The organism is Pseudomonas pohangensis (genome assembly GCF_900105995.1).
Taxonomy (GTDB): Bacteria; Pseudomonadota; Gammaproteobacteria; order Pseudomonadales; family Pseudomonadaceae; genus Aquipseudomonas; species Aquipseudomonas pohangensis.
Genome location: NZ_LT629785.1, coordinates 254,150 through 280,030 on the forward strand (window position 1 = coordinate 254,150; position 25,881 = coordinate 280,030).

At 63.2% G+C, this 25,881-nt stretch carries 21 protein-coding genes and 1 pseudogene; 6 read left to right on the forward strand and 16 right to left on the reverse strand.

What is annotated here, in order from left to right:
• Positions 1 to 122: 122 nt before the first annotated feature.
• From BLT89_RS01245 to BLT89_RS01265, 5 genes and pseudogenes are all read left to right on the forward strand, one after another.
• A complete protein-coding gene (locus tag BLT89_RS01245; protein ID WP_090192706.1) occupies positions 123 to 3,401 on the forward strand; it encodes a transglutaminase family protein in 3,279 nt (1,092 codons plus the stop codon).
• 91 nt (positions 3,402 to 3,492) lie between these two features.
• Positions 3,493 to 5,979: a circularly permuted type 2 ATP-grasp protein gene (locus tag BLT89_RS01250; protein ID WP_090192707.1), complete on the forward strand. Its 2,487-nt coding sequence runs from the start codon at positions 3,493 to 3,495 to the stop codon at positions 5,977 to 5,979.
• 7 nt (positions 5,980 to 5,986) lie between these two features.
• Positions 5,987 to 6,883, forward strand: a pseudogene (locus BLT89_RS01255) (transglutaminase family protein); the annotation flags it as partial.
• A 295-nt stretch (positions 6,884 to 7,178) separates the two neighbouring features.
• On the forward strand, positions 7,179 to 8,474 hold the full coding sequence (locus tag BLT89_RS01260; RefSeq protein WP_090192709.1) for an ammonium transporter: 1,296 nt from the start codon (positions 7,179 to 7,181) through the stop codon (positions 8,472 to 8,474).
• A 1-nt stretch (position 8,475) separates the two neighbouring features.
• Positions 8,476 to 9,120 (forward strand): hypothetical protein, encoded by a 645-nt coding sequence (locus BLT89_RS01265; protein ID WP_090192710.1) that lies wholly within the window; start codon positions 8,476 to 8,478, stop codon positions 9,118 to 9,120.
• A 54-nt stretch (positions 9,121 to 9,174) separates the two neighbouring features.
• Here the strand turns inward: BLT89_RS01265 and ppk2 are convergent, their stop codons facing one another.
• The 13 genes from ppk2 to BLT89_RS01330 form a co-directional block, all read right to left on the reverse strand.
• A complete protein-coding gene (gene ppk2, locus BLT89_RS01270) occupies positions 9,175 to 9,993 on the reverse strand; it encodes a polyphosphate kinase 2 (protein ID WP_090192711.1) in 819 nt (272 codons plus the stop codon).
• Positions 9,994 to 10,045: 52 nt separating this feature from the next.
• Positions 10,046 to 11,023, reverse strand: a complete 978-nt coding sequence (gene lipA, locus BLT89_RS01275) for a lipoyl synthase (RefSeq protein ID WP_090192712.1) — start codon at positions 11,021 to 11,023, stop codon at positions 10,046 to 10,048.
• The gene (gene lipB, locus BLT89_RS01280; RefSeq protein WP_090192713.1) at positions 11,020 to 11,700 is read right to left on the reverse strand and encodes a lipoyl(octanoyl) transferase LipB; all 681 of its coding nucleotides are present in this window, start codon (positions 11,698 to 11,700) and stop codon (positions 11,020 to 11,022) included. Before lipB ends, lipA begins: the two co-directional genes overlap by 4 nt.
• On the reverse strand, positions 11,700 to 11,978 hold the full coding sequence (locus BLT89_RS01285; protein ID WP_090192714.1) for a DUF493 domain-containing protein: 279 nt from the start codon (positions 11,976 to 11,978) through the stop codon (positions 11,700 to 11,702). Before BLT89_RS01285 ends, lipB begins: the two co-directional genes overlap by 1 nt.
• A 52-nt stretch (positions 11,979 to 12,030) precedes the next feature.
• Positions 12,031 to 13,203, reverse strand: a complete 1,173-nt coding sequence (locus BLT89_RS01290; RefSeq protein ID WP_090192715.1) for a D-alanyl-D-alanine carboxypeptidase family protein — start codon at positions 13,201 to 13,203, stop codon at positions 12,031 to 12,033.
• A 59-nt stretch (positions 13,204 to 13,262) separates the two neighbouring features.
• On the reverse strand, positions 13,263 to 14,267 hold the full coding sequence (locus tag BLT89_RS01295) for a septal ring lytic transglycosylase RlpA family protein (protein ID WP_090192716.1): 1,005 nt from the start codon (positions 14,265 to 14,267) through the stop codon (positions 13,263 to 13,265).
• Positions 14,267 to 15,196, reverse strand: coding sequence for a lytic murein transglycosylase B (mltB, locus tag BLT89_RS01300; RefSeq protein WP_231975075.1), 930 nt, complete (start codon positions 15,194 to 15,196; stop codon positions 14,267 to 14,269). The genes BLT89_RS01295 and mltB overlap by 1 nt, the downstream gene beginning before the upstream one ends.
• Positions 15,197 to 15,285: 89 nt before the next feature.
• Positions 15,286 to 16,389 (reverse strand): rod shape-determining protein RodA, encoded by a 1,104-nt coding sequence (gene rodA, locus BLT89_RS01305; protein WP_172829148.1) that lies wholly within the window; start codon positions 16,387 to 16,389, stop codon positions 15,286 to 15,288.
• 38 nt (positions 16,390 to 16,427) lie between these two features.
• On the reverse strand, positions 16,428 to 18,332 hold the full coding sequence (mrdA, locus tag BLT89_RS01310; RefSeq protein WP_090192719.1) for a penicillin-binding protein 2: 1,905 nt from the start codon (positions 18,330 to 18,332) through the stop codon (positions 16,428 to 16,430).
• A gap of 36 nt (positions 18,333 to 18,368) precedes the next feature.
• Entirely contained in the window at positions 18,369 to 18,836 is a 468-nt protein-coding gene (rlmH, locus tag BLT89_RS01315; protein ID WP_090192720.1) for a 23S rRNA (pseudouridine(1915)-N(3))-methyltransferase RlmH, read from the reverse strand.
• A 15-nt stretch (positions 18,837 to 18,851) separates the two neighbouring features.
• A complete protein-coding gene (rsfS, locus tag BLT89_RS01320; RefSeq protein ID WP_090192721.1) occupies positions 18,852 to 19,211 on the reverse strand; it encodes a ribosome silencing factor in 360 nt (119 codons plus the stop codon).
• 18 nt (positions 19,212 to 19,229) lie between these two features.
• A complete protein-coding gene (gene nadD / locus BLT89_RS01325) occupies positions 19,230 to 19,874 on the reverse strand; it encodes a nicotinate-nucleotide adenylyltransferase (protein WP_090192722.1) in 645 nt (214 codons plus the stop codon).
• The gene (locus BLT89_RS01330; protein WP_090192723.1) at positions 19,875 to 21,143 is read right to left on the reverse strand and encodes a glutamate-5-semialdehyde dehydrogenase; all 1,269 of its coding nucleotides are present in this window, start codon (positions 21,141 to 21,143) and stop codon (positions 19,875 to 19,877) included.
• A gap of 212 nt (positions 21,144 to 21,355) precedes the next feature.
• On the opposite strand from BLT89_RS01330, the gene BLT89_RS01335 reads away from it, so the two are divergent.
• Entirely contained in the window at positions 21,356 to 22,672 is a 1,317-nt protein-coding gene (locus tag BLT89_RS01335; protein WP_090192724.1) for a bifunctional DedA family/phosphatase PAP2 family protein, read from the forward strand.
• Positions 22,673 to 22,675: 3 nt separating this feature from the next.
• On the opposite strand, the gene BLT89_RS01340 is transcribed toward BLT89_RS01335, so the two are convergent.
• From BLT89_RS01340 to BLT89_RS01350, 3 genes are read right to left on the reverse strand one after another with little or no spacing between them, the layout of a single operon-like run.
• Positions 22,676 to 23,560, reverse strand: a complete 885-nt coding sequence (locus BLT89_RS01340; protein ID WP_090192725.1) for a metal ABC transporter ATPase — start codon at positions 23,558 to 23,560, stop codon at positions 22,676 to 22,678.
• A 15-nt stretch (positions 23,561 to 23,575) separates the two neighbouring features.
• The gene (locus BLT89_RS01345) at positions 23,576 to 24,382 is read right to left on the reverse strand and encodes an aldo/keto reductase (protein ID WP_090192726.1); all 807 of its coding nucleotides are present in this window, start codon (positions 24,380 to 24,382) and stop codon (positions 23,576 to 23,578) included.
• Entirely contained in the window at positions 24,379 to 25,554 is a 1,176-nt protein-coding gene (locus tag BLT89_RS01350; protein ID WP_090192727.1) for an NAD(P)/FAD-dependent oxidoreductase, read from the reverse strand. Before BLT89_RS01350 ends, BLT89_RS01345 begins: the two co-directional genes overlap by 4 nt.
• Between the last annotated feature and the right edge of the window lie 327 nt (positions 25,555 to 25,881).

Genomic DNA, 25,881 nt, shown 5'->3' on the forward strand with positions numbered 1-25,881 from the left:
GATAAATGCCGGCGGCCCCGTTTTGGAGCTGTTATCGTGACAAGTAGCTGATAATCGGGGCCGCTGTGCTGGCATAAGTTTTGCGCAGTCAATGTATCGCCCCGGCCTGCAGGAGGCCTTCCGTGTCCATTCATGTCGCGTTGCACCATGTCACCCATTACCGCTATGACCGCGCAATCCAGCTGGGTCCGCAGAGCGTACGCTTGCGCCCGGCACCGCACAGTCGCACGCGGATTCTCTCCTACGCGCTGAAGGTCAGCCCCGGCGAGCACTTCATCAACTGGCAGCAGGACCCCCAGGGCAACTACCTGGCGCGGCTGGTGTTTCCGGAGAAGACCCGCGAATTCCGGGTCGAGGTTGATCTGGTTGCCGAGATGGCGGTGTTCAATCCGTTCGACTACTTCCTTGAACCCTACGCAGAAAAGGCCCCCTTCAGTTATACCGAGGGTGAGGCGGTCGAGTTGGCGCCGTATCTGGTCAAGCTGCCGGCAACCCCCGAGTTCAAGCGTTATCTGGCGGATATTTCACGCACTCCGGTGCCCACCAATGACTTTCTGGTAGCACTCAACCAGAAGCTGTCGCGCGATATCAAATACCTGATCCGCATGGAGCCGGGTGTGCAGACGCCGGAGGAAACCCTGAGCAAGGGCTCCGGCTCCTGCCGCGATTCGGCCTGGCTGCTGGTGCAGTTGCTGCGTCATCTGGGCCTGGCGGCGCGCTTTGTCTCCGGCTACCTGATCCAGCTCACCGCCGATGTGAAATCGCTGGATGGACCTTCCGGCACCGAAGTGGATTTCACCGACCTGCATGCCTGGTGCGAGGTATACCTGCCGGGCGCCGGCTGGATCGGTCTGGATCCGACCAGCGGACTGTTCGCCGGTGAAGGTCATATCCCGCTGGCGTGCAGTCCGGAGCCGTCTTCGGCCGCACCGATCAGCGGACTGGTGGATGAGTGCGAGTGCGAGTTCGAGCATGTCATGCGCATCGAGCGGGTATGGGAAGCGCCGCGCGTGACCAAACCCTATAGCGATGCCCAGTGGCAGGCGATTCTCGCGCTGGGCAAACAGGTCGACAGCGATCTGCAGAAGGCCGATGTGCGCCTGACCATGGGCGGCGAGCCGACCTTCGTGGCGCTCGACTATCCGGACGATGCGGAATGGAATACCGCAGCCCTGGGGCCGAACAAGCGGCGTCTGGCGGCCGAGCTGTACCAGCGCATGCGTGCTGAGTACGCGCCGCAGTCGCTGGTGCATTTCGGTCAGGGCAAGTGGTATCCCGGCGAGCAATTGCCGCGCTGGTCGCTGAACTGTTTCTGGCGCCGGGATGGCCAGCCGATCTGGCACGATCCGCAACTGATTGCCGATGAACAGACCGATTACGCGGCCAATGCCAAGCTGGCCGCACGTTTTCTCGACAATCTGGCCAAGCGTCTGGGGCTGACCGGCGAGCACATATTTCCGGCCTACGAGGATTGGCTGTACTACCTGTGGCGTGAAAGCAGCCTGCCGATCAATGTGACTCCGGAGGATGCGCGGCTGAGCGATGCCATGGAGCGCAAGCGTCTGCGTCAGGTGTTCCAGCAGGGCCTGCACAAGGTGATCGGGCATGTCCTGCCGCTGGGGCGCAATGCGCTGCAAAGCGAATGGCAGAGCAGCTCCTGGTTCCTGCGCGAGAAGCATTGCCGGTTGTTGCCGGGGGACTCGGCGATGGGTTACCGCCTGCCGCTGGACTCGCAGCCCTGGGTCAAGAAAAGCGATTTTCCTTATATCAATCCGGCCGACCCGTCGGTTGCCCAGCCAGGCTTGCCGGCTGCCGCGCAGTTGCAGCAGCAGGTGGCCGGCCTGCAGGACGCTGGCCCGGCCAGCGAGGCGCCCGCGCGGACAGCCGCCAGCATCACCCGCACGGCCCTGTGTGCCGAGCCGCGCGATGGTCGTCTGTACCTGTTCATGCCGCCACTGGAACGGCTTGAGGATTACCTGCAGCTGGTCGCGGCCATTGAAGCCACCGCCGCCGAGCTGCAGTGTCCGGTGCTGCTCGAAGGCTATGAGCCGCCGATTGATCCACGCCTGCTGAACTTCCGCGTGACACCTGATCCGGGTGTCATCGAGGTGAATATCCATCCTTCGGCGAGCTGGGATGATCTGGTGCAGCGCACTGAGTTCCTCTATGCAGCGGCGCGGCAGACGCGGCTGTCCAGCGAGAAGTTCATGATCGATGGCCGTCACACCGGCACCGGAGGTGGCAACCACTTCGTGCTGGGCGGTGCCACACCGGCCGATTCGCCGTTCCTGCGCCGGCCCGACCTGCTGCGCAGCCTGATCAGTTACTGGCACAACCATCCGTCACTGTCCTACCTGTTTTCCGGCCTGTTCATCGGCCCGACCTCGCAGGCGCCGCGCGTCGATGAAGCGCGCAACGATTCGCTCTACGAACTGGAGGTGGCCTTCGCGCAGATGCCCGAGCCCGGTGAGGAGTGCCCGCCATGGCTGGTCGATCGCCTGTTGCGCAATCTGCTGATCGACGTCAGCGGCAATACCCACCGCGCCGAGTTCTGTATCGACAAGCTGTATTCGCCGGATTCCGCCAGCGGCCGGCTGGGCCTGCTCGAGCTGCGCGCCTTCGAGATGCCGCCGCACGCACAGATGAGCCTGGCCCAGCAGCTGTTGCTGCGGGCGCTGGTGGCGCGTTTCTGGAAAACTCCCTACGCCCCGGCCAAGCTGACCCGCTGGGGCACCGAGCTGCATGACCGCTTCCTGCTGGCGCACTTTGTCGAGCAGGATTTTGCCGACGTGCTGCATGAGCTGTACGCCAGTGGCTATCCGCTGCGCGCGGAATGGTTCGCGCCGCATTTCGAATTCCGCTTTCCCAAGATCGGCGATTTTGCGGTCAAGGGCATCAGCCTGGAGCTGCGCCAGGCGCTCGAACCCTGGCATGTGCTGGGCGAAGAGGGTGGCGGCGGCGGTGCCGTGCGCTACGTCGACTCCTCGCTGGAGCGGGTGCAGGTGAAACTCGAAGGCATGGCGCCGGATCGTTACATGCTGACCTGCAATGGCGTGCCGGTACCGCTACGGCCGAGCGGCAAGGTCGGTGAGTTTGTCGGCGCCGTGCGTTACCGGGCCTGGCAGCCGGCCAACTGTCTGCAGCCGACCATTGGTGTGCATGCGCCGCTGGTCTTCGATCTGCTGGATACCTGGATGCAGCGCTCGCTGGGTGGTTGCCAGTACCATGTGGCGCACCCCGGCGGACGCAACCACGAGGCGCTGCCGGTGAATGCCTACGAGGCGGAAAGCCGGCGTCTGGAGCGCTTCTTCCGTCATGGCCACACGCCGGGACTGCTGGTGCCGCGTCAGCCCCTGGCAAATGACGACCTGCCGATGACCCTTGATTTGCGCCGGGTTTAAGTTGTGCAGATGCCCTGCAGGAGTTGCTTGCTCCTGCAGGGGCTGGTCATTGAGAATAGCCAGCCGGAAACACTGCCTTACTGAGTAATCCATGCCAGACCTGCTTGCCGATTATCCGCGCGCCGCCAACGCCTATAACGAATTGCTCGATGCACAAGGCCAGGTTCGCCCGCACTGGCAGCGTTTGTTCCGGGTTCTGGAGCGCAGCAGCCTGGCCCAGTTGAACCAGCGTCAGGCCCTGCTGGAGCGGCAGATCCAGGAAAATGGCGTCACCTACAACGTGCATGCCGACCCCGACGGCCTCGATCGCCAGTGGGCACTGGATCTGCTGCCGAACCTGATTCCCGCTGACGAGTGGCAGCAGATCGCAGCCGGCGTGGCCCAGCGCGCCGGGTTGCTCAATCGCGTGCTGGCGGATCTGTATGGTCCCCAGCAATTGCTGCGCGAGGGGCTGCTGCCGGCCGAGCTGGTGTTCGGACACAACAACTTTCTCTGGCCCTGCCATGGCATGCAGGTACCCGGTAATACCTGGCTGCATCTGTATGCGGTGGATCTGGCGCGGGCCCCTGACGGGCGCTGGTGGGTGCTCGCCGATCGCACCCAGACACCTTCCGGCGCTGGCTACGCGCTGGAAAACCGGCAGATCGTGTCGCGCGCCTTGCCCGAGCTGTACCGTGATTTGCGCGTGCAGCACCTGTCCGGCTTTTTCCGCAGCCTGCAGGAGTTTCTGCGTCGGGAGGCCCCGGCAGATGGCGAAACGCCGCTGGTGGTACTGCTGACCCCGGGGCGCCTGCACGAAAGCTATTTCGAACACCTGTATCTGGCGCGCCAGCTCGGCTTTCCGCTGGTCGAGGGCAGTGACCTGACGGTGCGCGACAATACCCTGTACCTGAAGACCCTGGATGGTTTGCAGCGCGTGCACGCCCTGTTGCGGCGTCTGGATGACGGTTTCTGCGATCCGCTGGAGTTGCGTACGGATTCCGCGCTGGGGGTTGCCGGCCTGCTGGAGGTGGTGCGCCAGGGGCGGGTACTGGTGGCCAATGCGCTGGGCAGCGGGGTGCTCGAATCGCCGGGCCTGCTGGGCTTCCTGCCGGCGATCAGTGAACACTGGCTGGGAGAAGAACTGTTGCTGCCCTCCATCGCCACCTGGTGGTGCGGTGAGCCGCCGGTGCTGGACGAGGCACTGGGAAAACTCGACGAACTGGTGATCAAACCGGCCTTTCCGTCACAGAGCTTCGAGCCGGTGTTCGGCCGTGATCTGGACGAGCAGGGCCTGCAGGAGCTGGAAGCGCGGGTCAGAAGCAGACCATATGCCTATGTCGCCCAGGAGATGGCCCAGTTGTCGCAAGCGGGCGTCTGGGATGGCCAGGCCTTGCAGCCGCGGGCGATCGGTATGCGGGTGTATGCGGTGGTGAGCAGGGACGGATACCGGGTGATGCCCGGCGGCCTGACGCGGATTGCCGGATTGCCGGGTGCCGAGATTGTTTCCATGCAGCGCGGTGGCAGCAGCAAGGATACCTGGGTGCTCGGCGAGCGGATTCCCGGCAGCGAGCCGTGGAACTGGAGCAAGCCGTTGGGGGTAAAGGACCTGATCCGCAGTGACCCCTATCTGCCCTCCAGTGTGGTGGAAAACCTCTACTGGTTAGGCCGTTACAGCGAACGTTGTGACGATGGTGCGCGCCTGTTGCGGGTCCTGCTCAGCCGCTATGTGGAAGACGCCGACGAGCCACAAGCGCTGCAGATTGCCGTGGAGCTGGGTGAAGCCAGCGGCTGGCTGCCGCCCGGCGAGGAACTTGAGCAATGCCTGCGCCGCGGGCTGCTGGGGGCGGACTGGCCGCACAGCCTGAAAGCCAATTTGCAGAGTCTGCAGGGAGCTGCCAGTCAGGTGCGTGGCAAGTTGTCGCTGGAAAACTGGCAGGCCATGGTCGATCTGCAGCGCGAGGCCCATGCGCTGGATAGTGAAAACGCCGATCTGGGCGAATTGCTGGACTTTCTCAACCGCTTGCTGATGTCGCTGGCGTCACTCTCCGGTTTCGCCCTCGACGACATGACCCGCGATGATGGCTGGCGTTTTCTGATGATTGGCCGGCATATAGAACGTCTGCAGTTTTTTGCCGACAGCCTGGCAATTTTTCTGCGCGGAGCCGGTGCGCGTGATCAGGCGGCGCTGGAGTGGCTGCTGGAACTGGGCAACAGCCTGATTACCTACCGCACCCGCTATCTGGCGGCACCGCAGCTGATCGCGGTGCTCGACCTGTTACTGCTGGATCCGCAGAACCCGCACTCGCTGGCGTTCCAGTTGCAGATGCTCGAGCGTTCGCTGCTGCAACTGGATCAGCGCTTTGACATGCAGCATGAAAATCCGCTCGGGCAGCTCCGGGCGCAGCTCGCGGCCTTTGATCTGGGTAGTCTGGATGAGCAGGGATTGTTCGGTGCAGCCGGCGTGCGTGAGGTGCTGGAAGGCCTGGCGGACCTGTTGCAGGCGATTTCCGCCGGTGCCGGACAGCTCTCCGATCGTCTGGCCTTGCGCCATTTTGCCCACGTCGACGATGTCAGCCAGCAAACGCTTTCCTACTGAGATGCACATGAGCAAAAGCCAGCGTTACCAGATACTCCACGACACCCACTACCGGTATGCCGCGCCGGTGTCGCTGGCCCAGCAACTGGCGCATCTGTGGCCGCGTGCATGCACCCGCCAGCGTTGCCTGTACAACGAGATGGAAATCCTGCCGCCGCCCAGTCAGCGCCAGGACACGCTGGATGCGTTTGGCAATCCGCTGACGCGACTGGCCTTCGAGCGGCCGCATGCCGAGCTGCAGGTCAAGGCGCGGCTGATGGTCGAGGTGTTTCCTCATGAGGCCTATGCACTGGACAAGTCGCCGCCGTGGGAGCAGGTGCGCGAAAAACTGGCGTACCACGGTGGTGCATTGTCCGCAGAAGAACTGGAGGCGGTGCGCTATCGGGTCGAGTCACCTTTCGTGCGCCTGAAACAGGCTTTTGTCGATTACGCCGAAGACTGTTTTGTCGCGCAGCAACCGTTTTTACAGGCGGTGGCGGCGTTGATGGACAAGATCTTCAGCGAGTTCACCTACGATCCGGAGGCGACACTGATTGCCACGCCGTTGCTCGAGGTGCTGGAGAGTCGTCGCGGGGTCTGTCAGGACTTTGCCCACCTGATGCTCGCCTGTCTGCGCGCGCGCGGTTTTGCCGCACGTTACGTCAGTGGCTACCTGCTGACCCATCCGCCGGCCGGGCAGCTGCGCATGATCGGTGCCGATGCCTCGCACGCCTGGGTTTCGGTGTATTGCCCGGTGCTTGGCTGGGTCGATTTCGATCCGACCAACAACCTGCTGCCGGATGTCGAACACATCACCCTGGCCTGGGGGCGGGATTTTGCCGATGTGTCACCCCTGCGCGGGGTGATTCTCGGCGGCGGCAACCATGATCCCGAAGTGCGCGTGACCGTCATGCCGGCCAGTGAAATGCCCCAGGTTCAGACTCAATCCCAGTCCCAGTCACCGCCGCGGACCATGACCCACAACGCGCTGCAGGTACCGCCGCGCACCTGAGCTGAAACCGGCAGGCACTGTTTTGGCGCCCTGCAGGGCCGGTTTCTTCCGAGGCGACTGCTTTGCTGCGCTTTTCTGGCGCAAGCCGCTGATTAGTGGCGGGCTGTCCTGTGCCCCTGACGGGCTGCGCAGCAGCGCCGCCGCTGGAAAGTTGCTTCTGGCGCAAGAGTTGCAATGTGCCCGGCAGTAATCATTCTAGGGGCACATCATGAAGCGTTATCTGTTTTTGGCGGGTTTGCTGGGCTTTGCGCCGCTGGCGCAGGCGGCTTCTGACGAAGCGATCAATACCGGCTGGGTGGTCATCGCCAGCGCACTGGTGTTTTTCATGCAGGCGGGCTTTGCCTTGCTCGAAAGCGGCATGTCCAGGGCGAAGAATGCCGTGAACGTGATGATGAAAAACTTCATGGATGGTGCCGTCGGCAGTCTGGTGTTCTGGCTGGTCGGCTTCGGGCTGATGTTTGGCGCCAATCTGAGTGGCTGGTTCGGTGCCAGCCACTTTGCACCGCACGAGGGTGAGCCATGGGATTTCACCTTTCTGTTATTCCAGATGATGTTTGCCGCTACCGCTGCGACCATTGCCAGTGGTGCCATGGCCGAGCGCACGCGGTATGGCGCCTATCTGTTCGGCGCGGTGCTGATCTGCGGCTTCATTTACCCGGTTTTTGGCAGCTGGGCCTGGGGTGGTGCCTATGGCGGGCAGGGCTGGTTGGCCAAACTCGGCTTTATCGACTTTGCCGGTTCCACGGTGGTGCACAGCGTCGGGGCCTGGTGTGCGCTGGCCGGGATACTGGTGCTGGGGCCGCGGCTGGGGCGTTTTGCTGCGGATGGCACGCCGCGCCTGATTCCGGGGCACAACCTGAGTCTGGTAACCCTTGGCGCATTCATTCTCTGGGTGGGCTGGTTCGGCTTCAACGCCGGCAGCACCCTGGAGGTCAATGCCAGCCTTGGCCTGATTGCCCTGAACACCCATCTGGCCGCCGCTGCCGGTGCGCTGGGCGCAGTGCTGGCGCTGCGCAGTACGGCGAGCCCGGTTCTGCTGACCACCACGGTCAATGGTGCGCTGGTCGGGCTGGTCGGGATCACGGCGGGCTGTGCCAGCATGGCACCGGGATTTGCCATTCTGACCGGGCTGATTGCCGGATTCTTGGTGGTGTATGGCATGGCGCTGATGGAGAGCCTGCGTCTGGATGATGTGGTTGGTGCTGTGCCTGTGCACGGACTGGCCGGTATCTGGGGCACCCTGGCCGCCGGTCTGTTTTTCAGCGGTGACCTGTTCAATCTGGACCGGGTACTTATCCAGTTGCTGGGTGTGGCGGCGGCTTTCCTCTGGGTATTCCCGGTAGCCCTGCTGATGTATTTCATCCTGTCGAAAACCATTGGTTTGCGCGTACCCAAGCAGCATGAGCAGCGCGGTCTGGATTTCTCGGAACATGCCGAGAGCGGTTATCCGGAGTTTGGCCAGGCGCTCACCTACGATGCCAGCGAACTGGGACGGAGAACCTGAGATGAGTCTGGTCACGCGCCGTCGTGCGATCTACACGGGACTGGTCAGGCATCTTCCGGAAGCCGAACTGATGCCGATCCTGTCTTTCTGGGAAGCCAATTACGCGGAAAAACCGCCCTTTGCGCTCAATGAATTTCTCGGCGAGGTGGTCAAACGTTGCAGTCAGAAACTGGAGCGGGCCAGCCTCTACCGAGAGCTGATTGGCATCATGAACGGGCCGGCAACGGCCTTGTTGCCTGATCCGTTGCCACAACTCGAGGACTGGCGGCGGGGTGCCGGTGTCAATGCCGAGGAAGTCAGCGGGCCCGAGGTGCAGGCGCGGCAGACCTTTGCTGCGCTCAGCGAGGTATTGTTTGCCGCGCTCACGGATGTCCAGTTGCATGCGCTGCGGCAGCAGCTGAGCAGTCATCTGGGCGCGCTGGGGCTCAGCACCGAGTTGCGCCTGCGGGTGCGCGCCTGGCTGGAGCAGGGCAGTGGATTGGCGCGTATCCAGCTGGAACTGGAGCAATGGCGCCACTTGCTCAACATGATCTACGAGGGGTTGTGCGAACAGCTTGGTCCGGTCGCGGCTGACCAGTTGCTAAGTCGTGCGGTGCGCCAGGTAGACCAGCTGCGGTTGCGCTTGCCGCCGCAGAAACTGCTCTAGACAGGGCGGTGACGGGCGTGCATGGCAACGCCCGTCAGCCCTGTTAGCCCGGGCTCAGAACGGTTCGGCGATGTACTTGAACGGGTAAGTGACCGTTTTTTCCTTGCCGATCTTGCGCTTGGGCAGCTTGACCTTGGGCTGCTTGATCTCCTCGTAGGGAATCTGTTGCAGCAGGTGGGTCAGCAGGTTCAGGCGCACGCGCTTCTTGTCTTCCGAGCGAGCCACGAACCAGGGTGCCCATGACGTATCGCTGGCTTCGAACATCTCGTCGCGGGCATGGGTATAGTCATCCCAGCGGGTGAACGACTTGATATCCATCGGCGACAGTTTCCAGGTCTTGCGTCCGTCATCGATGCGGTCGCCAAGACGGCGTTCCTGCTCTTCCGGGCTGACTTCCAGCCAGTACTTGATCAGGATGATGCCGGATTGGGTCATGGTCTTTTCGAACGCCGGTACCTGCTCGAGAAATGCTTTTGTCTGTGCTTCCGTGCAGAAGCCCATGACCCGCTCGACGCCGGCGCGGTTGTACCAGCTGCGATCGAAGATCACCACTTCGCCGGCAGCCGGGAAGTGCTTGATGTAACGCTGTACGTACATCTGGCTTTTTTCCCGGTCGGAGGGTGCGGGCAACGCCACTACGCGAAATGTCCGCGGACTGACGCGCTCGGTCAGCGCCTTGATGGTGCCGCCCTTGCCCGCGCCATCACGGCCTTCGAAGACCACGATGACCTTGGCGCCGGTAGCGATCACCCACTGCTGCAGCTTGACCAGTTCCACATGAATCGCGCGCAGTTGTTTCTCGTATTCTTTGCGGCCGAGCTTTTCGCTGCCCTTCGCTTCAGGGCTGGCAGTTTCATGGTTATGCTTTTTCATTCGTGCCTCGATCATTTGAGCGATTAAATTACCACGTGAGAGCGTGGTAACTTTAATCGATTTTGCCGGCGTGTGCTTGCTGGTCGGCATGGTAGGACGATCGCACCAGCGGGCCGGAAGCGACATTCTTGAAGCCCATTCTGGTGCCTTCTGCGGCGAACCAGTCGAAGATGTCCGGATGCACGAAGCGCTGCACTGCCAGATGGCTGCGCGATGGTTGCAGGTACTGGCCGAGGGTGAGCATGTCGATGTCGTGTTCGCGCATGCGCTGCATGACTTCGATGACTTCCTCGTCGGTTTCGCCCAGCCCGAGCATCAGCCCGGACTTGGTCGGTACGCCGGGAACACGCTGTTTGAACTTTTCCAGCAGGTCCAGCGACCACTCGAAATCGGAGCCGGGGCGGGCGGCCTTGTACAGCCGCGGCACGGTTTCCAGATTGTGGTTGAACACATCCGGCGGCTCCGTGGCAGTGATGTCGAGCGCGATCTCCATGCGCCCGCGGTAGTCGGGCACCAGGGTTTCCAGCTGGGTAGCGGGAGACACACGGCGGATTTCGCGCAGGCAGTCGGCAAAGTGCTGGGCACCGCCATCGCGCAGATCATCGCGATCCACCGAAGTAATCACCACGTACTTCAGGCGCAGGTCGGCAATCGCGCTGGCCAGATTCTGCGGCTCATTGGTATCCAGCGGCTTGGGCCGGCCGTGGCCGACATCGCAGAACGGGCAACGGCGGGTGCAGATATCACCCATGATCATGAAGGTCGCCGTGCCGCCGGAGAAGCACTCGCCCAGATTCGGGCAGGCGGCTTCCTCGCAGACGCTGTGCAGCTTGTGCTTGCGCAGCAGCTGCTTGATGCGGTCGACCTCGGGCGAAACCGGCATGCGCACGCGGATCCAGTCCGGTTTGCGCGGCAATTCGTCGGTCGGAATGATCTTGACCGGAATCCGCGCGACCTTGTCCGCGCCGCGCAGTTTGACGCCGGTTTCCACCTTGGTCGGGCCCTTGCCCGTGGGTTCTACATTGCTCATGTCAGTTCCAGCCCTCCAGTGAGGGTCATGTGATCGGCATAGCCGAGCGATTCGACCAGTTGCTGGCGCAGTCGCGCCTGTACTGCGGCGATGGACAGCGGAGCGGTCAGATCACGCAACTGGGTCATCGGCAGGTTGGCCATGCCGCAGGGGTTGATGCGCTGAAAGGGTTGCAGATCCATGTCGACATTCAGTGACAGACCGTGGAAGGAGCAACCGTGGCGGATACGCAGGCCGAGCGAGGCGATCTTGGCACCGTCCACGTACACGCCGGGGGCGTCGCTGCGGGCGTTGGCCGGAATGCCGTAGCCAGCCAGCAGGTCGATCAGGCACTGCTCGATGCGGGTGACCATGTCGCGTACGCCCAGCCCGGAACGGCGGATATCCAGCAGCAGATAGCCAACCAGCTGGCCCGGGCCGTGGTAGGTCACCTGACCGCCACGATCGACCTGCACCACCGGAATATCGCCGGGAAACAGTACATGCTCGGCCTTGCCGGCCTGGCCCTGGGTGAATACCGGCGGGTGCTCGAGCAGCCAGATTTCGTCCATGGTCTGCGCGTCGCGGCTATCGGTAAAGCGCTGCATGGCATGCCAGACCGGTTCGTAGGCAACCTGACCAAGCTCACGGAAACCCAGTGTGCGAAAGTCGGGAGCCAGTGCCGCCGCAGTATCCATTACAGAACCATTTGCACGCGGCCGGTGGCACGCAGGTCCTGATGGATGGCTTGCAGTTGCTCAACGCCGGTGGCGGTGATCAATACCTGCACGGAGAGAAAGCGGCCGTTCTTGCTGTCGCGGACGCTCAGGCTGGTAGCGTCGAAATCCGCCGCATGGCGCTGGATGATCTCTACGACCAGTTCAGTGAAGCCGTCGCCGGACTCGCCGATGATCTTGATCGGGTAGCGCTCGCAGGGGAAGTCGATTTTTGGCGGTGTTGCAGTTTGCTCGGACATGATCTGCAGCCTTGCTGGGGCCGGCCACCCGGAACAGGCGGCCGGCAGCCAGTCAGTTGAGTAGTTGGAAGAAGAACAGACGAATGCTATCCCACAGACGCCGGAACAGACCGGCTTCTTCCACTGCTTCGAGTGTCACCAGGTCAACGCTGTCGACTACTTTGCCGTCAAGCGTCAGGTCAACCTTGCCCACCACCGCGCCTTTGGCCAGCGGAGCTTCAAGCAGGGGATTCACCTGGATGGCCGGTTGCAGCTTGTCTACCTGGCCTTTGGGCAGCGTCAGCGTCAGATCCTGAGCCAGGCCGACTTTGACCTGCTCGGTGGTGCCTTTCCAGACGCGGGCCTCTGCCAGTTGCTGATCCTTGTGGTAGAAGGTCTTGCTTTCGAAATAGCGGAAACCGTAGGTCAGCAGCTTTTGCGTCTCGGCCGCGCGCGCCGCCGGGCTGGTTGTGCCGAAAACGGCGGTAATCAGGCGCGTACCATCGCGCACGGCAGAAGAGACCAGGCAATAGCCGGCTTCTTCGGTGTGTCCGGTCTTCAGTCCGTCAACCGTGCTGTCACGCCACAACAGCAGGTTGCGGTTGCCCTGCTTGATGTTGTTCCAGGTGTAATCCTTCTGCTTGTAGATGGCGTAGTGCTCGGGATCCACCTGAATGATGGCGCGGGCCAGCTTGGCCATGTCGCTGGCGCTGGAGTAGTGCTCCGGGTCCGGCAAGCCGGTGGCGTTCATGAAATGGGAGTTCTGCATGCCGAGCTGTTCGGCGGTTTTGTTCATCAGGTCGGCGAAGGCGTCTTCGCTGCCGGCGATGTATTCAGCCAGGGCAATACTGGCGTCGTTGCCGGACTGGATGATGATGCCGTGCAGCAGCGCGTCCACCGGCACCTGGCTGTCGAGCGGCAGGAACATGGTCGAACCGCCGGAAGCGGCGCCGCCGGCGCGCCAGGCATGTTCGCTGACCGGCACCGGATCCTGTTCGCCGATCTCGCCGGAACGGATCTTCAGGGTGCCGATGTAGGCGGTCATCAGTTTGGTCAGGCTGGCGGGCGGCAGGCGCTCGTCACCATTGTTCTCCAGCAGTACCTGACCGCTGGCGGCGTCCATCAGCACGTAGGATTTGGCGGCCAGTTGCGGTGGCGCGGGAATGGCTGTCGCAGCCATTGCACTGGCGCTGACAAACAGCGAAACAAGCAGGGTGAGGCGTTGGGCAAAGCTGGTGATGTTCATCCGGTTCTCTGAGTTGGCTAGGGGTCTAACAGGCCCTTGCGGGCACATGGGGCAGCGGGTCAGGGTCGTACCAGGGTCGGTGATCCAAGGTTGGCCAGACGAATGCTGTTTTGCAGTTGCAGGGCTTCATCCTGAGTGCTGATCGGGCCCAGGCGAACCCGGTGCAGAACTTGCTGGTTGAGCGTCACCGAGCTGATAAAAACCGGGGCACTGGCTATCTGGCTCAGCTTGTCCTTGAGCAGTTCGGCAGCGTCCGGATTGGCGAAGGCTCCAGCCTGGAGAAACAGGCCAGACACTGCGAGTGAAGCGTTTTTTTTTGAGTCGATCTGGCTCGGCACTACAGCCGCAGCATGTTGTTGCGGTGGCGGCGTATAGGTTTCGCCCTGGGCTACCAGCGGGGCGGCGGGAGCCTGTTCCGCAGCCGCTGGGCTCTGGCTGGCCAGCTTTGGCTGGGCCAGTACCAGTGGTACCGGTCGGCCCTGCTGGGCCCACCACTCCTGCGGGTCGATACCCTCGACCTGTACGCGAGCGGTACCGGTTTCGGCATAACCGAGCTTCTTCGCTGCAGCAAAAGACAGATCGATGATGCGGTCGGAGTAGAACGGCCCGCGGTCGTTGACGCGCAACACCACACTTTTGCCGTTTTCCAGGTTGGTCACGCGCACATAGCTGGGCAAGGGCAGGGTCTTGTGCGCGGCCGTCATGCCGTAGAGGTCGTAGGCTTCGCCGTTGGCCGTGGCCTGACCGTGGAATTTGGTGCCATACCAGGAGGCGGTGCCGGTGGCGCGGTAATTGCGGGCATCGCTCATCGGATAGTAGGTCTTGCCGAGAACGCTGTAGGGGCTGGCCTTGTACTTGCCGTAATGCGGCATGGGTACGGCGTCGGGAATACGCGAAACATCCACATCCCACCAGGGGGCGCCATCCCGGTGGGGCTGTGCGTAGTTGGCCGGGCCGGAGATCTGCTCGCTCGGCGTGACCGGCTCTGGCGCCCGGCTGCTGGTGCAGCTGGCCAGCAGCAGGCCAAGCAAACTCAGGGCTGTGAGGCGAGCGGCACCTTGCATCAAGGGGTTCCTTTGGCTTGCAGAATGGCTTCCGACAGCTGATATACCGCCATGGCGTACATCGGGCTGCGGTTGTAGCGGGTGATTGTGTAGAAATTTGGCAGGCCTAGCCAGTATTCCACGCCTTCGGCGCCGTCGAAACGGAAGGCGGTGACTTTCAGATCATCGGCCACCGGGGTGTTGCTGTTCCAGCCCAGGGCATGTAGCTGGCCCATGGTCAGCTGTGGATCAATGCCCGCGGTCAGACCCTGATCAACCTGATCGCCCTGAACGGTGGCGCGACTGACCACTTCACCGCCCTGAGTCCAGCCGTGTTGCTTGAAGTAGTTGGCAACACTGCCGATGGCATCGGTCGGGTTGTTCCAGATATCGATATGGCCATCATTGTCGAAGTCCACGGCGTAGGCGCGGAAGCTGCTCGGCATGAACTGTGGCAGGCCCATGGCGCCGGCATAGGAGCCGGTGAGCACCAGCGGATCAAGCTGTTCCTGACGCGCCAGCAGCAGGTACTCCTTGAGTTGCTGGCAGAAGAACGGGGCGCGCGGCGGGTAATCGAAGCACAGGGTGGACAGGGCATCGATCACCCGCCAGCTGCCGGTGTTGCCGCCGTAGAGGGTTTCAACGCCGATAATGGCGACGATGGTCTGTGCCGGTACGCCGTATTCCTGCTCGGCGCGGGCCAGTGCCTCGGCGTGCTTCTGCCAGAAGCTGACGCCTTTGTTGATGCGCGCACTATTGAGGAAGATCGGCCGGTAATCCTTCCACGGCTTGGTTTTTTCTGCCGGGCGGGATATTGCGTCGAGAATCGCCTGTTTGCGCTCGGCGCCGGCGAAGACGGCAGTCAGCTGTTCTTCGGCAAAGCCGTGCTCGCTGGTCATTTCACTGATCAGGGCACTGACCTGCGGTGCGTTCTGATAATCGGCGGCCATTGCATCGCTACCCAGCAGCAGGGCAATACAGATTGCCGGGGTGTCGCGTCGCAGCGCGCGCGGTAGCTTCGTTATAAAACGCATTCTCATTAGACCTGGGCAATCCATTTTCGATGGGTGTGAATCGACATCAATATCCCGAAGCTGCTCAGCAGGGTCACCAGCGAGGTCCCGCCATAACTGATAAAGGGTAGTGGTACGCCCACTACCGGCAGCAAACCGCTGACCATGCCGATGTTAACAAACACGTAGACGAAGAAGGTCATGGTCAGGCCACCAGCCAGCAGCTTACCAAAGAGTGTCTGCGCCTGGGCGGTGATCACCAGGCCGCGGGCAATCAACAGCAGATAGACGATCAGCAGCAGGCAGATGCCGACCATGCCGAACTCCTCGCCGAGCACGGCAATGATAAAGTCCGTGTGGCTTTCCGGCAAAAAGTCCAGATGGGACTGGGTGCCTTGCAGCCAGCCTTTGCCCCACACGCCACCCGAGCCGATGGCCGCTTTAGACTGGATGATGTTCCAGCCGCTGCCCAGCGGGTCGCTTTCCGGGTCGAGGAAGGTGAGGATGCGTTTCTGCTGGTACTCGCGCAGCACGAAAAACCACATGCCGACACAGATCGGCCCCAGCGCACCGACAGCCCCGATGATCCAGCGCCACTGCAGACCGGCCATGAACAGGACGAAGGCGCCCGAGGCCATTACCAGCAGCGAGGTGCCCAGATCCGGCTGCAGCAGGATCAGCACGAAGGGAATGCCGATCAACAGCAGGGTCACCACGATGTGCTTCAGCTTGGGCGGCAGGCTGCGCTTGGACAGATACCAGGCGATGGTCGCCGGCATGATGATCTTCATGAATTCCGAGGGCTGAAAGCGGATGCCGCCGCCCAGATTGATCCAGCGGGTGGCGCCCATGGCGGTATGTCCGGCCAGCTCGACTGCCAGCAACAGGCCTACGCCGCCTATATAGGCCAGCGGTACCCAGCGCGCCATGAAGCGCGGCTCAAGCTGGGCAATGACAAACATTGCCAGCAGGCCGAGCCCGAATGAACCAGCCTGCTTGGTCAGCATCTCCCAGTGTTTGCCACTGGCCGAGTACAGGATGAACAGGCTGGCAGCGGCCAGCGTCAGCAGGATCAGCAGTAGCCAGCCGTCGATATGCAGTTTCTGCAGCAGGCTGGCACGCCGGCGCAAGACGTCTTCGGTTGAAAAGCTGCGGTCGAAGTTGCCATTCATGGTGCGGGACTCTTTGGCGCGGCGGCTGGGTCGATGACTGGTGTGTCACGGTACTCGGCCTTGAGCTGGCCCTGGTCGTCCAGCAACCAGGCATCCAGCACGGCCTTGGCCACCGGCGCCGCTACGCCGGAGCCGGATTCGCCGTTCTCGACCATCACTGCCACGACGATTTGCGGATCAGCGGCCGGTGCGTAGGCGATAAACAGCGCGTGATCGCGGTGGCGCTCCTGCACTTTCGAGCGATCATATTTCTCACCCTGCTTGATCGCCACGACCTGCGCCGTACCGCTTTTACCGGCCATGCGATAGGCCGCCGTGGCGCCCACCTTGCCGGCTGTACCGCGGGGGCCGTGCATTACCTGTTCCATGCCGAAGCGCGAGTAATCCCAGAACTTCGGATCACGCAGCACAATATCCGGCATCGGATTGCTATCGACAGGGGTGTGGTCGCCAACGGTTTTCGCCAGATGCGGACGGATCCACTTGCCGCGGGTGGCCATCAGGGTGGTTGCCTGCGCCAGCTGCAGCGGCGTGGTCTGCATATAGCCCTGGCCGATACCGAGAATCAGCGTTTCACCCGGATACCAGGGCTGGTTGTAGCGCGCGCGCTTCCAGTCTTTTGACGGCATCAGTCCGGCGGATTCTTCGAACATGTCCAGGGATACCCGTTGGCCGATGCCGAAGCGGCTCAGGTAGTCGTGCAGCCGGTTGATGCCGAGCCGGTGCGCGACATCGTAGAAGTAGGTGTCGTTGGAGCGCATGATCGCCCATTCGAGGTCGACCGAGCCGTCACCGCTGCGATTCCAGTTGCGGTACTTGTGGCTGTGCCCGGGCAGCTGGTAGAAGCCCGGGTCGTATACCCGGGTAGACGGAGTGATGACGCCGGCATCCAGACCGGCGGTGGCGACCATCGGTTTGATGGTCGAACCGGGCGGATACAGGCCGCGCAGCACCCGGTTGAACAGCGGCCGGTCAATCGAGTCGCGCAATTCCTTGTAGGCATTGAAGCCGATGCCGGTGACGAACGGGTTGGGGTCGAAGCCGGGCTCGCTGACCATCGCCAGCACGTCGCCGGTCTGCGGCTGGATGGCGACCACGGCACCGCGTCTGCCGGCCAGCGCTGCTTCGGCGGCTGCCTGCAGGCGGGAGTCGATGGTCAGGTGGATATCCATGCCGGCGATCGGGTCGGTACGCTTGAGTACGCGTAATATGCGACCGCGCGCGTTGGTTTCGACTTCCTCGTAACCGACCGTGCCGTGCAGTTCATCCTCGTAGAAGCGCTCGATACCGGTCTTGCCGATGTGGTGCGTGCCGCTGTAGTTGACCGGATCAACTTTCTTCAGCTCATTCTCGTTGATGCGGCCGACATAACCGACCGAGTGGGAATAACTGGCCCCTTGCGGATAATGCCTGACCAGGCGCGCGCTGACCTCTACGCCGGGCAGGCGGAACTGGTTGACGGCGATCCGGCCAATCTGTTCTTCGGTGAGCTCGAACTGGATCGGCACCGGCTCGAAGGGGCGGCGGCCCTGCTTCATGCGCTTGTCATACAGCGCGCGTTCTTCGTCGCTCAGCTCCAGCACTTCGGTCAGGGTGTCGAGGATCTCCGGCCAGTCCTTGGCCCGCTCGCGGGTCACGGTGAGACTGAAGCTGGGGCGGTTGTCGGCAATGATCAGGCCGTTGCGGTCGTAGATCAGCCCGCGGATCGGCGGGATCGGCTGTACGTGGACGCGGTTGTTTTCCGACAGCGTGGAGTGCTGCTCGAATTGCACCACCTGCAGGAAGTACATGCGCGCCACCAGCGCGGCGCTCAGCAGCAGGACCAGTAACGCACCGGCAAAGACCCGCCGACGCACCAGGAGGCCGTCTTTTTCGTGGTCTTTAAGCTGGATATGCGGCATTGATCAGGCCCGGTTGATGCATTTCGTTGAAGCGCATTACTTGTGGTACGGATGGCCGGACAACAGGGTCCAGGCCCGATAAATCTGCTCGCCGACCAGTATCCGCACCAGCGGGTGCGGCAGGGTCAGCGCCGAGAGTGACCAGCGCTGTTCGCTGCGCGCACAGACTTCAGGTGCCAGTCCTTCCGGGCCGCCGACCATCAGGTTGACGTTGCGCGCCTCCAGGCGCCAGCGCTCCAGCTCGCGCGCCAGCTGCTCGGTACTCCAGGCACGCCCTTCGACCTCGAGGGTGACAATCCGTTCCCCCGGCTGCACTTTGGCCAGCATCGCCTCGCCTTCCTGGCGCATCATCCGCGTCACATCGGCATTCTTGCCGCGGGTGGTCAGCGGAATTTTCACCAGTTCCAGTGGCAACTCGGCGGGCAGGCGGCGGGCATACTCCTGCCAGCCCTGCTCAACCCAGCCTGGCATCTTCGAACCGACCGCAATCAGGCGGATACGCATGGGCAACCCCGGGCCTTATTCCTGTTCGGGGCTGTGCTGGGCGCGGCTCTGTTCGGCACCCTGCCAGAGGCGCTCGAGATCATAGAACTGGCGCGTGGCGACCTGCATCACGTGCACCACGATATCGCCGAGGTCGAGCAGGGCCCATTCGCCGCCGTCCAGCCCTTCGCTGCCGAGCGGACGCACGCCCTGCGCCTTGACCTTCTCCATGACGTTTTCGACCAAGGCTTTAACCTGGCGGCTGGAGGAGCCGCTGGCAATCACCATGAAGTCGGTGATGCTGGTCTTGCCGCGCACGTCGATGGTGGTGATGTCCTGGGCTTTCAGGTCTTCCAGTGCGGCTACTGCAATCTGGACCAGTTGTTCGCTTTGCATTAAGTACTTCCTCATGAATCAGTTTGGCGCCCGGTATAGGCGGTGCGCATGGATATAGCTGAGAACGCTGTCGGGCAGCAGAAAGCGGGCGGAGCGGCCGCTGGCCAGCAGTTGGCGAATCTGCGTCGCCGAAATCGCCAGCGGGGTCTGCCAGACGAAGGCAATCTTGCCGCCGGGGCCGTCGAGCAGTTGTGGGCCGGTGACGCTGCGGGCCGCGATCAGGTCGCGCAGCACTTCCGGTGCTTCGGCATCGGCGTCCGGGCGTTGCAAAACCACCAGATGGCAATGGTTCAGCAGTTCCTCCCAGCGCTGCCACTCCGGCAGGCCGCAGAAAGCATCCCAGCCCAGCAGCAGAAACAGTTGGGTGGGTGCCGGCAGCTCGCGGCGCAGGGACTCCAGGGTGTCGATGGTCCAGGACGGGGTTTCCCGCAGCAGCTCGCGATCATCCACGCTCAGCCCGCTGACGCCCACGGTCGCCGCCCTGACCATGGCCAGGCGCTGTGCTGCGGAGACTTGCGGCGTGTCGCGATGGGGCGGGCGGGCGCTGGGGATCAGTTTCAGCTCGTTCAGTTGCAGCGTTTCGGCAACTTCCACGGCTGCGCGCAAATGCCCGAAGTGAATCGGGTCAAAGGTGCCGCCGAGAATACCGATACGCTGGCCCATTCAGGCGTTCTGGCCGCGCAGCTGACCGTCGCCAAGCACCACATATTTTTCGCAGGTCAGGCCTTCCAGGCCGACCGGGCCGCGGGCGTGCAGTTTGTCGGTGGAAATGCCGATCTCGGCGCCCAGACCGTATTCGAAGCCGTCGGCAAAGCAGGTCGGGGTATTCAGCATCACCGAGCTGGAATCGACCTCGGCGAGAAAGCGCCGGGCCTGGCCCTGATGTTCGGTGACGATGGCGTCGGTGTGATGCGAGCCGTACTGGTTGATGTGCTCGATGGCCGCATCCAGATCATCGACCACCCTGATCGAGAGGATGGGCGCCAGGTACTCGCTGCGCCAGTCTTCCTCGGTCGCGGCAAGCGCATCGATCAGTGCGCAGCTGCGTTCGCAGCCACGCAGCTCGACGCCTTTGGCGCGCAGGCGGTCGGCCATGGCGGGGAGAAAGGCGGCGGCCACCGACTGGTCGACCAGCAGGGTTTCCATCGCGCCGCAGATGCCGTAGCGGTAGGTCTTGGCGTTGAAGGCGATGTCTTGCGCCTTGGCCAGATCGGCATGCGCGGCGACATACACATGGCAGATGCCGTCCAGATGCTTGATCACCGGCACCCGGGCGTCGCGGCTGATGCGCTCGATCAGGCCCTTGCCGCCACGCGGCACGATCACGTCAACGAATTCGGGCATGCTGATCAGCGCGCCGACGGCGGCGCGGTCGGTGGTTTCCACCACTTGCACCACGGCGGCGGGCAGACCGGCGGCGGCCAGGCCCTGCTGGATGCAGGCGGCAATCGCCCGGTTGGAATGAATCGCCTCGGAACCACCGCGCAAAATGGTCGCATTGCCGGATTTCAGGCACAGGCTGGCGGCATCGATGGTCACGTTGGGCCGTGACTCGTAGATGATGCCGATCACGCCCAGCGGCACGCGCATCTTGCCGACCTGAATGCCCGAGGGGCGAAAACTCATGTCACGGATGGCGCCGACCGGGTCACTCAGGCCGGCGACCTGACGCAGGCCTTCGATCATGCCGTCAATACGCGCCGGAGTAAGTGCCAGACGATCGAGCAGCGCCGGCTCCAGACCATTGCGCTGGCCGGCATCCAGATCCAGCTGGTTGGCCTGGCTCAGGCTGGCGCGTGCAGCATCCAGCGCCGTGGCGATGGCCAGCAGGGCCCGGTTTTTCTGCCCGGTACTGGCGCGGGCAATCACCCGTGCAGCCGTGCGGGCGGCCTGGCCGATGCGGGTCATGTAGTCGTGGACTGACTCGGTCATGGTCTTGAAGTCTTGCCGTGGGAAAAAAGGGGCTGATTATAGCCATTGCGCGCCTGTCAGCCCAGCATTCTCCGGCGGGCGGCGTACTTGTCGGGCTCTGCCTGCGAGATTTCTGCCGGATAACCGGTGCTTTGTTAAGATCATGCCGCACGGCAAGCAGCCTATGGCAGCCGGGTTTTGACCTGATCGGCAACAATGGAAGGGAATTGCAGATGAGCGACTGGCTCGGTGTATGGGCGCTATGGCTGGAGGCTCACCCGCAATGGCTGGGTCTGGCCATCTGGCTGGTGGCCTGTACCGAATGCCTGGCGATTGCCGGCCTGCTGATGCCCGGTACCGTGTTGCTGTTTGCCCTGGCAGTACTCGCCGGCAGTGGCGTGCTGACACTCTGGCAGACGCTGTTGCTGGCTTTTCTGGGTGGTTTTGCCGGCGATCTGCTGTCCTACCTGCTGGGTCGCTGGCAACATCAGAGCATCCGCCGGCTGCCCTATTTGCGCGAGCATCCGCAATGGCTGGCCGCGGCAGAAAAGTATTTTCAGCGCTACGGAGTGATCAGCCTGCTGGTCGGCCGCTTCATTGGTCCGTTGCGCCCGCTGTTGCCGATGGTCGCGGGTATGCTGGATATGCCCTTCGTGCGCTTTGTGCTGGTCAGTCTGCTGGCATCGGCTGGCTGGTCGGTGGCCTATCTGTTGCCCGGCTGGAGTGCCGGGGCGGCGCTGCGTCTGCCTCTGCCGCCGGGATTCTGGCTGCAGGCGGCGGTGGTTTTCAGCGCTATTGCCGTGTTGATCGGGCTGGCGGTGCAGGGCAGCCTGCGCGGGATGCGGCGAATTTCGCAACTGGCTGCCGGGCTGAGTCTGCTGGTGTTGTGTGCTCTGCTGCTGGGCTGGCCGCGACTGGCGGCGCTGGATCACGGGCTGCTGGAGCTGCTGCAGTCGGCGCGCAGCGAGCATCTGGATCGCTGGCTGGTGCTGGTCACCGGAATGGGCGATAGCCGGGTGCAGCTGGTCGCCGGAGCACTGCTGCTGGCGCTTTTGCTGTGCTTCCGGCAGCGCCGGGAGGCAGTCTTTGCCGTCGCCTGTCTGGGCCTCACGGCACTGCTGGTCAGCTTGCTGAAGAATCTGTTGGAGCGACCAAGGCCGCAGGTGCTGCTGGAGCCATTGCATTCTTTCAGCCTGCCCAGCGGGCACAGTTCAGCATCCTTCGTATTCTTCCTGGTGCTGGGGGTGCTGGCCGGACGCGGGCAGCCACCGCGCTGGCGCATTACCTGGCTGCTGCTGGCGGGTTTGCCGGCTGTGGCGATCGCTTCGTCGCGGGTCTATCTGGGGGTGCACTGGCCGACCGATGTGCTGGCCGGCGGGTTGCTGGCGGGCGCCGTGTGCGCTGCCTGTCTGGCGCTGGTGCAGCACAGGGAAAGCCTGCCGCCGCTGCCGGCCAGGCTCTGGTGGTTGTTGCTGCCGCTATTGCTGCTGCTGTTTACGGTTTACGGCTTGTGGCATTTGCCGGCGGCCATGGCGCTGTACCAGCGGTAAGTCCTAGCTCGCCGAACTGTTTATCTGCTGCAGCCAGGCTTTCCAGCCGATGCGGTCGTCACGGATGACCCAGCCGTCCTTGCTGCAGAAACTTTCCGACAGGTACACACCGCGCAGGCTGGCGGGCTTGAGCTGGCCTTTGTTCAAGGTCAGCAGTTCGCCGCTGGGTTGCCCCTGTTTGAGCGGAATCAGGAAAATGTCCTGCCGGCGTCTGTGCAGTCTGGCAATCAGGCTGCCGTCCTCCAGTTTCTCGTCGACATGGAACAGGCTGGGCTGATGGGCCTTCTGCGGCAGCTCCAGCAGCATGTCGTAGACCAGCTGCAGTGAAGCAGTCGGCAGGTGCACGTAGGCGCGTGGCCGTTCAAGCAGTTGCAGGCTGCCGGCATACACCGGCAAGGCCGCGCCGCTCAGCGGTTGCAGGTTGAAATGGCAGTCATCGCGGTGATGCAGGCGCCCGCGGTAGGGGGTAGGCAGCCAGGTCTCGGCAAAGCGTCCGGTGAGCCAGCCGGCATCGGTTTCGATCAGGCACTCTTCGGCGACTTCCTGGGTGGCGGTAAGCAACGGCAGGTTGAGTTCCTGGGCCGGCACATAACCGGAAATCAGCTTGAGTACGGTATCGCCACGGTCAGGGCGCTGCTGGCGCACCACCAGCCAGTGGTCCTGGCCGCGCCAGCGCAGGCTCAGGCGCACGGAAACGCCGAGGTTGGTCAAGGCGACATCGAAACTGGCCGGGTTGTCCACATGCACCGGGCGGCGCCGTTCGATCACTTTGGCAAAGCTCAGCGGCTCGCCGAGGCTGCGATAGGTCAGCCGGTCTTCGCGGGCCTCTACGCAAAGCGGGGCGGTCTTGAACGCGGTGGGGTCCTTGCGGGCCAGAATCCGGGTCATGCAGTTACCTCGGTTTCAGTCGGGTCGACGAATAACCGCGGCAGCGATGGCCGCGTTATGCGCAAGATGCTGCGGATTGATGGTGCCAACGATCGCACTGCTGACACCGGGGTGGCTGAAGATCAGCTCGAAACTGGCCTGCACCGGATCAACGCCCGGCGCCAGGCAGGCATGTCCGCTGGCCAGCGCCTTCTTGATCAGGATTGCCTTGGCGTGGCTGGCGGCGTAATCCAGTACCGGTTTTTCCAGTTGCTCGGCGAGATTGTAGGTGACCATCGCGCAATCACCCTGTTCGAGTGCCAGCAACCCGCCTTCGACGGTTTTTCCTGACAGCCCGAACGCACCGATCTTGCCTTCGCGCTTGAGTTGCGCAAGGGTTTCGTAGATGCCGCTGTCACGCAGGATGGCCACGTCATGGCCGTCCGAATGCACCAGCAGCAGGTCGATATGTTCGGTGCGCAGGCGCTGCAGGCTGCGCTCGAGGGAGCGCCGGGCATGGGCCGGGGTGAAGTCGAAGTGCGATACGCCGTTGCTGAATTCCTCACCGACCTTGCTGACGATGATCCAGTCCTGGCGCTGGCCGCGCAGCAACGGTCCCAGACGTTCCTCGCTGGAGCCATAGGCCGGTGCGGTGTCGATCAGGTTGATGCCCAGCTCGCGGGCCTGATTGAGCAGGGCCCGCGCCTGGGCATCATCGGGGATGCGAAAATGCTCGGGGTACTTCACGCCCTGGTCGCGGCCCAGCTTTACCGTGCCCAGACCCAGTGGCGACACCATCAGGCCGGTGGACCCGAGCGGGCGATGCAGGTCGTGCAGGCTCATGGCAGCAACTCATCCCAGGCCGGCAGGGCCAGTGGCGGACGCTTGAGGGGCGGCAGCGGGGCGTGTTGGCCGGGCTGGATGTGGTCGCGTTGCAGGGCGGCGCAAACCCGCTCGGCGAGATCCGGCGCCAGCGCCAGCTTGGTCGGCCAGCTCACCAGCAGGCGGCCCTGATCGGCGAGGAAGGCATTGTCCGGGCGCAACAGCCCCGACTGCGCCGGCTCGGCGCGGTCCACGCGCAGGGTGGTCCAGCGGGTTGCGGATTGGTCGACCCAGGGCAGCAGCTCAGCTAGTTCCTTTTGTGCCGCCCTGATCTGGGCGGCTTCGTCGCGTGCCACGCCATCGGCTTCGGCCAGGTCGCCACCCATATACCAGACCCACTGGCCGTCGGCGGCCGGATGGCTGGTGACAGTCACGCGCGGCTTCGGCCCGCCGCCCAGGCAGTGGGCATACAACGGCTTCAGCGCCGGGCCCTTGGCCAGCACCATGTGCAGCGGTCGCAGCTGCTGGGCCGGCTGGCTGAGACCAAGACCGCGCAGCAGGTCGGCGGTGCCGGCGCCGGCGCTGAGGACAATGCGCCGGGCCTGCACCTGCATGCCGTCAAGCTGCAGTCCGCACAGTTCGCCATCCTGCAGCAGCGGGCTGATCTGGCTGGCCGCCAGCAGACTGTCGCCGGCCAGTTCGGCCAGGCGTGTGATCAGGCTGGGGACGTCGAGCACCAGTTCGGCCAGGCGGTAGACCTTGCCTTTGAATCGGGGATGTTGCAGGGCCTCGGGCAGATCGGTGCCCCTGACCTGGTCAACCCGTCCGCGCACCGCCTTGCTGGCGAAGAAGCTGGTCAGGTTGCCGGCGATGCCGCCCGGTGACCACAGGTAATGGGACTGGCTGAGCACGCGTACGCCGCGCAGGTCGAGTTCGCCCGCGCCGGCCAGTGCTTCGCGCCAGCGGCGCGGCATGTCGGCAATGGCTTCGGAGGCGCCGGTCAGGGCACCGTGCAGGGCATATTTGGCGCCGCCATGGATGATCCCCTGGGACTTCACCGTCTGTCCGCCGCCGAGGCTGTCACGCTCGACCAGCAGGGTGCTGTAGCCAAGCTGACGCAGACGTGCATTCAGCCACAGGCCGGCAATGCCGCCGCCGACAATCAGGACATCAGTGCTGGGTGTTTGGGACATGCAACAGGCTCACCGGAAAGCGGGCCGACAGTATAGCCGAAGGCTGGACGGCGCTGGCTGATCCGCTCCCGGCCGCAGGCAGCCGGCGGTTGCGGCATGCCGCGCCGGATCTGCTTTGGGACCAAGGTCTAATACTGGTTTGCCGCCAGCTTGCGGATACTCGGGGAGCGACGGATTTCCACCCGCCCGGCCATGGATCGAAAAATTCGACTAGAGTCAGAAGGGTTCGCCGCGTTTCGCATGGCTGGCTCGAACTGCTCTTGTCTGCCTGTTTTTCCGGTGCGCTCCGGCGCGACGCGTTAAAAATAACGGCATAAGGAATACTCA

Coding starts and splice junctions, on each gene's coding strand:
- BLT89_RS01250 (WP_090192707.1), top strand. CDS start 3,493: ATGCCAGACCTGCTTGCCGATTATCCGCGCGCCGCCAACGCCTATAAC.
- BLT89_RS01260 (WP_090192709.1), top strand. CDS start 7,179: ATGAAGCGTTATCTGTTTTTGGCGGGTTTGCTGGGCTTTGCGCCGCTG.
- BLT89_RS01265 (WP_090192710.1), top strand. CDS start 8,476: ATGAGTCTGGTCACGCGCCGTCGTGCGATCTACACGGGACTGGTCAGG.
- ppk2 (WP_090192711.1), bottom strand. CDS start 9,993: ATGAAAAAGCATAACCATGAAACTGCCAGCCCTGAAGCGAAGGGCAGC.
- lipA (WP_090192712.1), bottom strand. CDS start 11,023: ATGAGCAATGTAGAACCCACGGGCAAGGGCCCGACCAAGGTGGAAACC.
- lipB (WP_090192713.1), bottom strand. CDS start 11,700: ATGGATACTGCGGCGGCACTGGCTCCCGACTTTCGCACACTGGGTTTC.
- BLT89_RS01285 (WP_090192714.1), bottom strand. CDS start 11,978: ATGTCCGAGCAAACTGCAACACCGCCAAAAATCGACTTCCCCTGCGAG.
- BLT89_RS01290 (WP_090192715.1), bottom strand. CDS start 13,203: ATGAACATCACCAGCTTTGCCCAACGCCTCACCCTGCTTGTTTCGCTG.
- BLT89_RS01295 (WP_090192716.1), bottom strand. CDS start 14,267: ATGCAAGGTGCCGCTCGCCTCACAGCCCTGAGTTTGCTTGGCCTGCTG.
- mltB (WP_231975075.1), bottom strand. CDS start 15,196: ATGGCCGCCGATTATCAGAACGCACCGCAGGTCAGTGCCCTGATCAGT.
- mrdA (WP_090192719.1), bottom strand. CDS start 18,332: ATGCCGCATATCCAGCTTAAAGACCACGAAAAAGACGGCCTCCTGGTG.
- rlmH (WP_090192720.1), bottom strand. CDS start 18,836: ATGCGTATCCGCCTGATTGCGGTCGGTTCGAAGATGCCAGGCTGGGTT.
- rsfS (WP_090192721.1), bottom strand. CDS start 19,211: ATGCAAAGCGAACAACTGGTCCAGATTGCAGTAGCCGCACTGGAAGAC.
- nadD (WP_090192722.1), bottom strand. CDS start 19,874: ATGGGCCAGCGTATCGGTATTCTCGGCGGCACCTTTGACCCGATTCAC.
- BLT89_RS01330 (WP_090192723.1), bottom strand. CDS start 21,143: ATGACCGAGTCAGTCCACGACTACATGACCCGCATCGGCCAGGCCGCC.
- BLT89_RS01335 (WP_090192724.1), top strand. CDS start 21,356: ATGAGCGACTGGCTCGGTGTATGGGCGCTATGGCTGGAGGCTCACCCG.
- BLT89_RS01340 (WP_090192725.1), bottom strand. CDS start 23,560: ATGACCCGGATTCTGGCCCGCAAGGACCCCACCGCGTTCAAGACCGCC.
- BLT89_RS01345 (WP_090192726.1), bottom strand. CDS start 24,382: ATGAGCCTGCACGACCTGCATCGCCCGCTCGGGTCCACCGGCCTGATG.
- BLT89_RS01350 (WP_090192727.1), bottom strand. CDS start 25,554: ATGTCCCAAACACCCAGCACTGATGTCCTGATTGTCGGCGGCGGCATT.